The sequence below is a fragment of the Pseudomonas sp. Larv2_ips genome (assembly GCF_963879675.1).
Classification (GTDB): Bacteria; Pseudomonadota; Gammaproteobacteria; order Pseudomonadales; family Pseudomonadaceae; genus Aquipseudomonas.
Genome location: NZ_CAWOAW010000037.1, coordinates 89,564 through 101,880 on the forward strand (window position 1 = coordinate 89,564; position 12,317 = coordinate 101,880).

Below are 12,317 nucleotides of genomic sequence, written 5' to 3' on the forward strand. Positions count from 1 at the left end.
AAGCCCGCTCGCCACACTCAAATCACGCACTCAAGGGCGGTGTCACACCTGGGATTGTGCGCCTTCGAACCACTTCAGCTTTTCGCGCAATACCACCACTTCACCGACGATGACGAGTGTTGGCGCATGCACTTCATGCTCCGCCACCATGCGCGGCAAATCCGCCAGGGTGCCGGTGAAGACACGCTGGTTGGAGGTGGTGCCCTGCTGGATCAACGCCGCCGGCGTATCCGCCGAGCGACCATGCTTGATCAACTGTTCACAGATAATCGGCAAGCCGATCAAGCCCATGTAAAACACCAAGGTCTGCGACGGGCCAACGAGGTCATGCCAAGGCAGGTCCGAGGTGCCGTTTTTCAAATGCCCGGTGATAAACCGCACCGACTGCGCATAGTCGCGATGGGTCAGCGGAATTCCGGCATACGCCGCGCAACCACTGGCCGCCGTGATACCCGGCACCACCTGAAACGGAATGCCATGGGCCGCCAACTCTTCGATCTCTTCACCACCACGGCCAAAGATGAACGGATCGCCACCCTTGAGGCGCAGTACACGCTTGCCTTGCTTGGCCAGGTCCACCAATTGCTGGTTGATCTGGTCCTGCGGCACAGCATGATCGGCGCGACGTTTGCCCACGTAAACCCGTTCGGCATCGCGACGGCACAGTTCCAGAATGGCCGGCGCCACCAAGCGGTCGTACAGCACCACGTCGGCTTGCTGCATCAGGCGCAAGGCGCGGAAGGTCAGCAGGTCCGGATCACCCGGGCCTGCGCCCACCAAGTAAACTTCGCCCGGCGCATGTGGCGGTTTCCCGTTGACCTTTTCGATCAGCAGGCGCTCGGCTTCATCGCCCTGCCCGGCCAACTGGCGGTCGGCAATCGGGCCCTGGAAAACTTCTTCCCAGAACGCGCGACGCTGCTGCACATCCGGATACAAACCTTTGACCTGAGCACGAAAACGCGCCGCCAACCCGGCCAATTGGCCATAGGTGGACGGAATCCAGGTCTCCAGCTTGGCGCGGATCAAGCGCGCCAGTACCGGCGCATCGCCGCCACTGGACACTGCAATCACCAAGGGCGAACGGTCGACAATCGCCGGGAAGATCACGCTGCACAAGGCTGGCGCGTCCACCACGTTGACCGGCACGCAGCGACGCTTGGCATCACTGGACACTTGCGCGTTCAGTGGTTCGTCATCGGTCGCGGCGATGATCAGGGTGCAACCGTCGAGGTCTGGCTCCTGATAACCGCGCAAAATCAGTTCCCCGCCACTGCCCAGCACCAGTTCACGCAACTGGTCTTCGATCTGGGGAGCAACCACCCGCAGCAACGCACCGGCGTCGGCCAGCAGCCGGGATTTGCGCAAGGCAATCTCCCCACCACCGACGACCAACACACGACTGCCGCGCAGGTTATGAAACAGCGGCAGAAATTCCATTTAGCCGATGACCTCAACGCCGCCCATGTACGGCTTGAGCACTTCCGGCACGCGGATGGAACCGTCGGCCTGCTGGTAGTTTTCCAGCACGGCTACGAGCGTACGGCCTACGGCCAGGCCCGAACCGTTGAGGGTGTGTACCAGCTCCGGCTTGCCGGTTTCCGGGTTGCGGAAACGCGCCTGCATGCGACGGGCCTGGAAATCACCGCAGTTGGAGCACGACGAAATCTCGCGGTATTTGTCCTGGCTCGGTACCCACACTTCGAGGTCGTAGGTTTTCACGGCACTGAAACCCATGTCGCCAGTGCACAGCGCCAAGACGCGGTACGGCAGCTCCAGCAGTTGCAGCACGCGTTCGGCATTGGCGGTCAGGCCTTCCAGGGCTTCCATCGAGGTCGACGGCTCGACCACTTGCACCATCTCGACTTTGTCGAACTGGTGCTGGCGAATCATGCCGCGCGTGTCACGCCCCGAAGCGCCGGCTTCACTGCGAAAGCACGGGCTGTGGGCCACGAACTTGATCGGCAGCTGCTTGGCATCGAGGATTTCGCCCGCGACGATGTTGGTCAGCGACACTTCGGCCGTCGGGATCAGGTACAGGTCGGCTTCGCCGTCGCGGCTGATCTTGAACAGGTCTTCTTCGAATTTCGGCAGCTGGCTGGTGCCCATCAGCGCCGGCGCCTGCACCAGGTACGGGGTGTAGGCTTCTTCGTAGCCGTGCTCGCCGGTGTGCAGGTTGATCATGAATTGCGCCAGGGCACGGTGCATGCGCGCGATAGGACCGCGCAGCAAGGCAAAGCGCGCGCCGGACATTTTGGCGGCGGTTTCAAAATCCAGGCCACCGGTCAGCTCACCGAGCGCAACGTGGTCCTTGATCTCGAAATCAAAGGCCTTAGGCGTGCCCCAGCGGCGCACCTCGACGTTGCCGTCTTCGTCTTCGCCAATCGGCACGGATTCGTGCGGCAGATTGGGGATGCCCAGCAGGATCGAGTCCAGCTCGCTCTGAATGCCTTCCAGCTCGACTTTGCCGTCGGACAGCTCGGTGCCCATACGCTCGACGTCCGCCATCAGCGGCGCGATGTCTTCACCGCGCTGCTTGGCCTGACCGATGGATTTGGAGCGCGCATTGCGTTCAGCCTGCAGTGCTTCGGTGCGGGTCTGGACGGTCTTGCGCTGTTCTTCCAGCGCTTCGATGCGCGCAACATCCAAGGCAAAGCCACGGGATGCCAGGCGGTCCGCTACGTCCTGAAGGTTGCTACGTAACAGTTTGGAATCGAGCATGTCGGTCTCTCGTTATCAAAGTTTGGTCAAGGACAGGCCAGCCCAGGTGGCGAGCAGCCCGCCGAACACGCTGATGCCCAAGTAGCCGAAGGCGACCAGGGCTTGCCCGCTTTCCAGCAGGCGCAGCGTATCCAGTGAAAAGGATGAAAAGGTCGTCAGACCGCCTACAAAGCCGACAATCAAGCCGGCGCGAATCTCAATCGGCACTTCCGGGCGCAACAGGAACCAGCCGTACAACAGCCCGATGATCAAGCAGCCCACCAGGTTGACCGCCAGGGTCGCCGCATAAAAATGCTTGGGCCAGTTGGCGCTCACCCACGTACCGGTGGCGAAACGCAATAATGTACCAGCGATGCCGGCTACGGACACGGCAAGAATGGTCTTGAGCACTACTTTCTCCGCTGTTTGGGGCTGAGGCGATCGAGTTGGGCGAGGTGATTGAGCTTTTCACCAATCTTCAGCTCCAGCCCACGGGGCACCGGCTGGTAGAACGGCTGCGGCTCAAGCTCATCGGGAAAATAGTCTTCACCGGCGGCGTAGGCGTCCGGCTCGTCATGGGCATAGCGGTATTCGTCACCGTAGCCCAGTTGTTTCATCAGCTTGGTCGGGGCGTTGCGCAGGTGCAACGGCACTTCCAGCGAGCCGTGTTCGGCCGCAGCGCGCAGGGCCGACTTGAAGCCCATGTAAACGGCGTTGCTCTTGGGAGCGCAGGCCAAGTAAGTGATGGCCTGCGCCACCGCCAACTCGCCTTCCGGGCTGCCGAGGCGCTCCTGCACTTCCCAGGCGGCGAGGCACAGGCTCAGCGCGCGCGGGTCGGCATTGCCGATGTCTTCGCTGGCCATGCGCACCACACGGCGCGCCAGGTACAGCGGGTCGCAGCCGCCGTCGATCATGCGCGCAAACCAATACAGCGCGCCGTCGGGGTTGGAGCCGCGTACGGATTTGTGCAGCGCCGAGATCTGGTCGTAGAAGGCTTCGCCCCCCTTGTCAAAGCGCCGGCGAGTGTCGCCCAGCAGGCTCTGCAGGAGGTCGACGCCGATCTCGCTGTGGTCTTCGGCCAGATCCGACGCGTTCTCCAGCAGGTTGAGAAAGCGCCGACCGTCGCCATCGGCGGCGCTCATCAAAATCTTGAAGCCTTCGTCGCTGAGGCTGAGCTGGCGTTTGCCCAAGCCCTTGTCTTCGCTCAATGCACGCTGCAACAGCTTGCGCATCGCGGCTTCGTCCAGGCTCTTGAGCACATAGACCCGCGCCCGCGATAGCAGCGCGTTGTTGAGTTCAAACGATGGGTTTTCGGTGGTGGCGCCGATAAAAATCAGCGTGCCGTCTTCGACATACGGCAAAAACGCATCCTGCTGCGACTTGTTGAAGCGGTGCACCTCATCAACGAACAGGATGGTGCGCTTGCCGTATTGCCCGGCCTGCTGCTTGGCCACCTCAACCGCCTGACGGATCTCCTTGACCCCGGCCAACACCGCCGAAACCGTTTCGAAGTGCGCATCCGAGACCTTCGCCAGCAAGCGCGCCAGGGTGGTTTTACCCACGCCTGGCGGTCCCCAGAAAATCATCGAGTGCAGCGCACCCTGCTCCAGGGCTTCGCGCAATGGCTTGCCGCGAGCGAGCAGGTGTTCTTGCCCGACGTACTCGTCCAGGTTGGTCGAACGCAAACGCGCGGCCAAGGGTTGAGCAATCGGGTCACTTCGAAACAAATCCATGGGCAGCGCTTGAAACCTCTAAACAGTTTATTCCTGGATCACGTCGGCACCCTTGGGGATGACGAACTTGAACTTGGAGGCATCCACGACGCCGTTGGCCTTGACCGCGGAGAACAGGATATCGGTGCGCTGACCAACGCTGTCGATCAGGCGCATGTTGTTGATCACGCCATTGCCAAACGACAGTTGCAGGCTGTCAAACAGCGTGTCCTTGGACTTGGGCTTGAGGGTGAACTCAATCACGTTGCTGGTTTGCTTGGAGGTGATATCAAAACTGTCGCTGATTTTCGACACATCGCCCGACAGCAGCAGCGCCGGGGTCTGGTTCAAACGCGGGTCGAGCTTTTTGATGGTCGCCTGCTCCAGGTCCGGGTCCCACAAGGTCACTTTCTGGCCGTCGGAGACGATGGTCTGCTCGTTCGGCGCGTCGGTTTTCCAGTAGAACAGGCCAGGGCGCTGTACGGCCATTTCACCGGCGGTTTCCTGCAGCTGGGTGCCGCCACCATCCAGGGTCAGCTGGGAGAAGCGCGCCGTCAGGGTCTTGGATTTGTCCAACAGGTTGGTCAGGCTGGCCACGGAGGCCGGATCAGCGTGGGCCGAAACAGCAGTCAGGGCCAGGGCCGGCAACAACAGCATGCGGATAAGACGCATGGGAGTCCTCATTGAGTCGTTAAGGCGAGCCGCGTGCTGCCACGCGGCACGAGATCAGTCGCGCATCTGCCCGGGGGCGATGACTTCGCGCGAGCCGTTGGTGTTCATGGCGGTCACGACGCCAGCGTTTTCCATGGCTTCGATCATGCGGGCGGCGCGGTTGTAGCCGATTTTCAGTTTGCGCTGCACCGCAGAGATCGAGGCACGGCGACTTTCAAGCACGAACGCCACGGCTTCGTCGTACAGCGCGTCGGTTTCGGCGTCGTCGTCACCACCGCTGCTGCCACCGTCGAAGCCGCTGCCGGCCTCTTCGACACCGGCGAGGATGTCGTCGTTGTATTCCGGCGCGCCGCGCAGTTTCCAGGCTTCCACCACGCGGTGTACTTCGTCGTCGGAAACGAACGCGCCGTGAACCCGGATCGGCAGGCTGGTGCCGGGCGGCATGTAGAGCATGTCACCGTGACCCAACAGTTGCTCGGCGCCGCCCTGGTCGATGATGGTGCGCGAGTCGATTTTGCTGGAAACCTGGAACGCCATGCGCGTCGGGATGTTGGCCTTGATCAGACCCGTGATCACGTCCACCGATGGCCGCTGGGTCGCGAGGATCAAGTGAATACCGGCCGCCCGGGCTTTCTGAGCGATACGTGCGATCAGCTCTTCAACCTTCTTGCCGACGATCATCATCATGTCGGCAAACTCGTCGACCACGACCACGATGGTCGGCAGCTTGGTCAGCAGCGGCGCTTCGTCGTGGATATTTTCGCGCTTGTACAGTGGGTCGGTCAGCGGCGTGCCGGCGTCCTGGGCTTCCTTGACCTTGGCGTTGAAGCCCGACAGATTTCGTACGCCCATCTTCGCCATCAGTTTGTAGCGGCGCTCCATCTCGGCCACGCTCCAGCGCAAGGCGTTGGCGGCGTCCTTCATGTCGGTGACCACCGGGCAGAGCAGGTGCGGAATGCCTTCGTAGATCGACAATTCCAACATCTTCGGGTCGATCATGATCAGCTTGGCGTCATCCGGGCCAGATTTGAACAGGATCGACAGGATCATCGCGTTCACGCCCACCGACTTACCGGAACCGGTGGTACCGGCCACCAGCAAGTGCGGCATTTTCGCCAGGTCGGTGATCACCGGCTTGCCGCCGATGTCATGGCCCAAGGCCAAGGTGACCGGCGATTTGAAGTTGTCGTATTCCGGCGTCGACAGCACTTCGGAGAAGCGCACGATCTGCCGGTCTTCATTGGGAATCTCGATGCCCACGGTGGTCTTGCCGGGGATCACTTCCACCACACGCACACTGGTCACCGCCAGGGAGCGGGCCAAGTCTTTGGCCAGGTTGGAAATGCGGCTGACCTTGACGCCGGCGGCGGGCTGGATTTCGTAACGGGTAATAACCGGGCCCGGGTGGATCGAGTCGACGGAAACTTCGACGCCGAATTCCTTGAGTTTGATTTCCAGCAGATGGCCGACGGCCGCCAGGGACTCCGGGGAATAATTGAGTTGTTTCTTTTCGGCCGGGTCGAGAATCGAGATCGGCGGCAAGGTGCCTTCCACGGCGCTGTCGATAAACAACGGCGCCTGTTTCTCTTTCTGTACGCGATGGCTCGGCTCGGGAGCCTTGGGCGGCGCTGGGGCGATCACCGGCGGCACCTGCTTCTCGCGGTCCGACATGTGCTTGCTCAGTGCCTGCTCGCGCTCGATCAGGCGCTCCTTGACCTTGGCCTGTTCGCGTCGGTCCGGTGTGCTTGGGGCCACCACTTCGTTGACGCGGGTGTCCACCTCGCGCAGCTGTGCAACCATGCGTTTGCGATCAACGCGCGCCGACCACCAGCGGTTGGCCGCACCCTGGAACAATTCGAGCAGGTCAAGGGTGATCTTGCCGGTGACGTCCATCACCTTGAACCACGACAGGTCGGTGAACACCGTCAGGCCGAACAGGAACAGCGCGATGAACATCAAGGTGCTGCCCTGGATATTCAGGCTCTTGCGCGCCAGGTCGCCAAGGCTCTCGCCCAGCGCACCGCCCGCGCCCGCCGGCAAACCGGTGGGCGCATGAAAGTGGATGTGCGCCAGGGCCGCACCGGACAGCACCAGAAACACCAGGCCGATCAAACGCCAGGAGAACAGCCAGCCGCTCCACTGCCACGGCTCGTGGCGCTGGCGGAAGATCTGCCAGGTCTTGATCGCCAGCAACAACGGGAAGATGTACGCGAAGTAACCCAGCACCATGAACAGAATGTCGGCGCTGTAGGAACCGGCAGGTCCACCGAAGTTCTGCACGTCTTCGATCTTGCTGTTGTGGCTCCAGCCTGGATCGTCCTTGCCATAGGTCAGCAAGGCCATCATCAGGAACAGGCACAGGGCGCCAATGGCGATCAGCGCCCCTTCCTTGAGTCGGTAGTGCAGGTGCTGGCGCCAGGCCGGCACGACTGCTGCTTTAGGTGTTGCGGCGGATTTCTTCAAAACGGGTCTTTTCCTGCGCCTTTAGCGCGTCCATCTGTTGAATGACTGCACACTACCGCTCAATCCGAGCGGCTGAAAAATGAACGAACGTCGCTGAATCTACTTTTAACACTGGGTGATGAAAGGGTGAAATGGCGATAACGCCACAATGGCCGCATTGTACGGGTTTGCGCCCGCGATGCCACGCCCTTGCCCATCACTGAGCAGCATAGACAAATGAAGTGTCACAGCATGTTCAATTTGAGCATGCATTGTCTTTGCTGACAAAGGCTTATGAGCTGTTTTTAGCAATTCAGGCAAGCTTGGCAAATGGCCTGCATTGTCTGGACCCGATTACGACCGCGACTCGAGCACAGAGTTGCAGAAACACGCGCTCACGCTAATCCTCGCCGATACCCGATTCGGGCTGGCCCCACAGCGCTGTGTCGACAATAATCACCGTTGCTGCGGCCGGCAACCCGCCTGCCACTCCCCTCCCCTTCCGTAAGCCTGGATGCCATGCTGACCTGGTTACAACGCGACTCCCTGACTTTTCCGCCGCTGGCCAAGGCCATGCGCGAACCCAATGGCCTGCTTGCCGCCGGTGGCGACCTGTCGGCCGAACGCCTGATCCAGGCTTACCGGCATGGCTGCTTTCCATGGTTCTCGCAAGGGCAACCGATTCTTTGGTGGTCACCCGACCCGCGCACCGTGATATTCCCCGACGAACTGCATGTCTCGCGCAGCCTCGGCAAACTGCTGCGTCAGCAGCGTTACAGCGTGACGTTCGACCAGGACTTCGCTGCCGTCATCCAGGCGTGCGCCGCACCGCGCAGCTACGCCGATGGCACCTGGATCACCGAGGGCATCCAGAACGCCTACCTGGAGCTGCACCAGCGCGGCTACGCACACTCGGTGGAAGTGTGGGATGGTGGCGAACTGGTTGGCGGTCTGTATGGGCTGGCGATGGGCCAACTGTTCTTTGGCGAGTCCATGTTCAGCCGTGCCGACAACGCGTCGAAATTCGGTTTCGCCACCCTGACCCGGCAGTTGCAGGCCTGGGGTTTTGTGCTGATCGACTGCCAGATGCCCAATGACCACTTGCACAGCCTTGGCGCGCGCGCCATACCGCGCAGTGATTTCGCGGCCTTCCTGCGTAACCATTTGGACCAACCCAGCTCTGGACCGTGGGTTTCCTAGGCGACTTCCTCACACGTGGCTTACACTTATTTCAAAGCTTATCCCGAGGGTTGATCATGACCGAGCTGGCGCGCTTGAAGTTTTATGCCACTCAAGCCCACTCTTGCAGCTATCTGCCCGACGAGCAGGCCACCACGCTGTTCCTCGACCCCAGCCAGCCAATGGACGTGCACGTATACGCCGACCTGTCAGAGATGGGTTTTCGGCGCAGCGGCGATCACCTGTACCGCCCCCATTGCCAGAACTGCAATGCTTGCGTACCGGCACGCATCCCGGCTGCGCAGTTTTTGCCGGACCGTAACCAGAAACGCATCCTCAAGCGCAATGCCGACCTGACGGTGACTGCCACCAAGCCGCAGTACAGCGAAGAATATTTCGACCTCTACCAGCGCTACATCGAACAACGCCATGCCGACGGTGACATGTTCCCACCCAGTCGCGATCAGTTTTCGACGTTCCTGGTGCGTGACCTGCCGTTTTCTCGGTTCTATGAGTTTCGCCTGGACGGACGCCTGCTCGCGGTGGCCGTCACCGATCTGCTGCCTAACGGCCTGTCGGCGGTGTATACGTTCTACGAGCCAGGTGAAGAACGTCGCAGCCTGGGACGCTTTGCAATTTTGTGGCAAATCGGCGAAGCCTTGCGTCTGGAACTGGAGGCGGTGTACCTCGGTTACTGGATAAAAAACTGCAAAAAGATGAACTACAAGACCCAATATCGGCCCATTGAGCTACTTATTAATCAAAGATGGGTCACGCTTAACTAGAACCCCTTGGCTTAAACACCCTTTTTCGGGCACAATGCACGCCGCTTTTGCCTGGCGCAGTTGCACCGGGCCATTCACTGGATACCGAGGGCTTTACTGCATGTCGAAAGAAGACAGCTTCGAAATGGAAGGCACTGTCGTCGACACCCTGCCCAACACCATGTTTCGTGTGGAGTTGGAAAATGGGCACGTCGTAACCGCGCATATCTCCGGCAAGATGCGCAAGAACTACATTCGTATTCTTACCGGTGACAAGGTGCGCGTTGAGCTGACGCCCTATGACTTGAGCAAAGGGCGCATCACTTACCGCGCTCGTTAATCAAGTCAATACAAAACGCCCGGTTCTGCCGGGCGTTTTTGTGTGTGCGCTGTCTATCCAGACGCGCGAGATTAATAAGGGAGTTGGCTTACCGCCGATAGCGTAATCACAGTAAGCACGTCGCTGACTGATCTATCCGATCGCAGGCGAGCCAGCTCCCACAATTGATCCTCAGCGTTTGAGACAGACAGCAAAAAGGCGCCCTTAGGCGCCTTTTTGCTTTGTTGCGGTCAGCGATATCAGGCCATTTCGGCCGTGGTTTCGAAATCGAAGGTCAGCTCGCCGTCCTTCAGATCGATATGCACCACGCCACCATGGTCGGAAAGCTCGCCGAACAGGATCTCTTCGGCCAGTGGCCGCTTGATCTTGTCCTGGATCAGACGTGCCATTGGGCGAGCGCCCATTGCCGCATCGTAACCACCCTCCGCCAGCCAATTGCGTGCCGCGTCCGTTACATCCAACTGCACGCGCTTGTCTTCCAACTGCGCTTGAAGCTCGGTAAGGAACTTGTCCACCACGCTTTTGATGACCTCATGGCTGAGGCGACCAAACTGGATAATGGTGTCCAGGCGGTTGCGGAATTCCGGCGTGAAGCTTTTCTTGATCACTTCCATCGCATCAGAGGAGTGATCCTGATGCGTAAAGCCAATCGAAGCCCGCGCGGCGGTTTCAGCACCGGCGTTGGTGGTCATGATCACGATCACGTTGCGGAAGTCTGCTTTGCGCCCGTTGTTATCAGTCAGGGTCCCGTGATCCATGACCTGCAGCAGCAGGTTGAAGACTTCCGGGTGGGCCTTCTCGATTTCATCGAGCAGCAACACACAATGCGGCTGCTTGGTGATCGCCTCGGTCAACAGACCGCCCTGGTCGAAACCGACGTAGCCTGGAGGCGCACCGATCAGGCGCGACACCGTGTGGCGCTCCATGTATTCGGACATGTCAAAGCGCACCAGCTCAATGCCCATGGCCTTGGCCAACTGCCGCGCCGCCTCGGTCTTGCCGACGCCGGTAGGGCCTGCGAACAGGAACGAACCGACCGGCTTGTCCGGCGACTTGAGGCCCGCACGCGACAGCTTGATCGCGGTAGACAGCGAGTCGATGGCCGCGTCCTGGCCGAACACGGTGAGCTTGAGGTCACGTTCCAGGTTACGCAGCAGCTCCTTGTCGGAGCTGGTGACGTGTTTTGGCGGAATCCGCGCGATCTTCGCCACGATGTCCTCAACCTGAGGCACGTCGATGCGCTTCACGCGCTTCTCGACAGGTTGCAGGCGCTGGTAGGCGCCCGCTTCGTCGATCACGTCGATGGCTTTATCCGGCATATGCCGGTCATTGATGTAGCGCGACGCCAGTTCAGCCGCTGCGCGCAGCGCCTCATCGGTGTACTCGATGCCATGGTGCGCTTCGAAACGCCCCTTGAGCCCGCGCAGGATGCCGATAGTGTCTTCAACCGAAGGCTCGGACACGTCGACTTTCTGGAAGCGACGCGCCAAGGCACGGTCTTTCTCGAAGATTCCGCGAAATTCCTGGAACGTGGTCGAACCGATGCAACGGATATCACCCGACGACAGCAACGGTTTGAGCAGGTTGGAGGCGTCCATCACCCCACCGGAAGCCGCACCGGCACCAATGATGGTGTGGATCTCATCGATAAACAGGATGGCTTGCGGGCGCTTTTTCAGCTCACCGAGCAGCGCCTTGAAGCGCTTCTCGAAGTCGCCACGGTACTTGGTCCCGGCGAGCAACGCGCCCAGGTCAAGGGAGTAGACGACACTGTTGGCCAGCAGGTCAGGCACTTGGTTATCGACAATTCGCTTGGCCAGGCCTTCAGCAATCGCGGTTTTACCCACGCCCGCCTCGCCCACCAGCAATGGGTTGTTTTTGCGACGACGCGCGAGGATCTGCGCTACGCGCTCAACTTCAAGCTCGCGGCCCACCAGCGGGTCGATCCGCCCCTGGCGCGCCAACTCGTTGAGGTTGCTGGCATAGGCATCCAGCGGGTTGCTTGAAGAAGAAGACTCACCGCCCTCGTCGTCCTGCATATCCTGCTCACCCTCGGAATGATCGCCGTGCCCTGGCACTTTGGAGATACCGTGGGCGATGTAGTTGACGACATCAATACGCGCAACGCTCTGCTGCTTGAGCAGAAACACTGCCTGGCTTTCCTGTTCGCTGAAGATAGCCACAAGCACATTGGCGCCTGTGACTTCACGCTTGCCGGAGCTCTGGACGTGGAATACCGCACGCTGCAAGACCCGCTGGAAGCCCAGGGTTGGCTGGGTTTCGCGGTCCTCGTCATGCACGGGGATCAGTGGCGTAGTGGAGTCGATAAACTCCTGCAGGTCATGCTTGAGTTTGTCGAGGTTGGCGCCGCACGCACGTAGAACGGTGGCGGCAGCTTCGTTATCCAAAAGTGCCAGCAGCAGGTGCTCGACGGTCATGAATTCATGACGCTTCGAACGGGCCTCCTTGAAGGCAAGATTGAGGGTGACTTCGAGCTCGCGGTTTAACATA

At 60.3% G+C, this 12,317-nt stretch carries 10 protein-coding genes; 3 read left to right on the forward strand and 7 right to left on the reverse strand.

Annotation, left to right across the window (positions count from 1 at the left end; all coding sequences use genetic code 11):
• Positions 1–42: 42 nt before the first annotated feature.
• The 6 genes from cysG to AACV02_RS29030 are packed head-to-tail and all read right to left on the reverse strand — an operon-like array spanning position 43 to position 7,544.
• The gene (gene cysG / locus AACV02_RS29005; protein WP_119736257.1) at positions 43–1,437 is read right to left on the reverse strand and encodes a siroheme synthase CysG; all 1,395 of its coding nucleotides are present in this window, start codon (positions 1,435–1,437) and stop codon (positions 43–45) included.
• Positions 1,438–2,718 carry a serine--tRNA ligase gene (gene serS / locus AACV02_RS29010; protein WP_106579855.1) on the reverse strand — a complete coding sequence of 427 codons (1,281 nt, stop codon included), beginning with the start codon at positions 2,716–2,718 and terminating at the stop codon, positions 1,438–1,440. It abuts the gene before it with no gap.
• 15 nt (positions 2,719–2,733) lie between these two features.
• The gene (gene crcB, locus AACV02_RS29015) at positions 2,734–3,108 is read right to left on the reverse strand and encodes a fluoride efflux transporter CrcB (RefSeq protein WP_034098661.1); all 375 of its coding nucleotides are present in this window, start codon (positions 3,106–3,108) and stop codon (positions 2,734–2,736) included.
• Positions 3,108–4,430, reverse strand: a complete 1,323-nt coding sequence (locus AACV02_RS29020) for a replication-associated recombination protein A (RefSeq protein ID WP_106579856.1) — start codon at positions 4,428–4,430, stop codon at positions 3,108–3,110. The genes crcB and AACV02_RS29020 overlap by 1 nt, the downstream gene beginning before the upstream one ends.
• Before the next feature lie 27 nt (positions 4,431–4,457).
• Positions 4,458–5,081: an outer membrane lipoprotein chaperone LolA gene (gene lolA / locus AACV02_RS29025; RefSeq protein ID WP_106579857.1), complete on the reverse strand. Its 624-nt coding sequence runs from the start codon at positions 5,079–5,081 to the stop codon at positions 4,458–4,460.
• 54 nt (positions 5,082–5,135) lie between these two features.
• Positions 5,136–7,544, reverse strand: coding sequence for a DNA translocase FtsK (locus tag AACV02_RS29030; RefSeq protein ID WP_106579858.1), 2,409 nt, complete (start codon positions 7,542–7,544; stop codon positions 5,136–5,138).
• Between the two features lie 498 nt (positions 7,545–8,042).
• On the opposite strand from AACV02_RS29030, the gene aat reads away from it, so the two are divergent.
• The 3 genes from aat to infA all read left to right on the forward strand — a co-directional run bounded on the left by aat (position 8,043) and on the right by infA (position 9,806).
• Positions 8,043–8,723, forward strand: a complete 681-nt coding sequence (gene aat / locus AACV02_RS29035; RefSeq protein ID WP_119736259.1) for a leucyl/phenylalanyl-tRNA--protein transferase — start codon at positions 8,043–8,045, stop codon at positions 8,721–8,723.
• A 56-nt stretch (positions 8,724–8,779) separates the two neighbouring features.
• Entirely contained in the window at positions 8,780–9,487 is a 708-nt protein-coding gene (locus AACV02_RS29040; protein WP_106579860.1) for an arginyltransferase, read from the forward strand.
• Positions 9,488–9,587: 100 nt separating this feature from the next.
• Entirely contained in the window at positions 9,588–9,806 is a 219-nt protein-coding gene (gene infA / locus AACV02_RS29045) for a translation initiation factor IF-1 (RefSeq protein ID WP_002553999.1), read from the forward strand.
• A gap of 239 nt (positions 9,807–10,045) precedes the next feature.
• Here infA and clpA read toward each other — a convergent pair whose 3' ends face one another.
• Positions 10,046–12,316: an ATP-dependent Clp protease ATP-binding subunit ClpA gene (gene clpA, locus AACV02_RS29050; RefSeq protein WP_106579861.1), complete on the reverse strand. Its 2,271-nt coding sequence runs from the start codon at positions 12,314–12,316 to the stop codon at positions 10,046–10,048.
• Position 12,317: the final 1 nt, after the last annotated feature.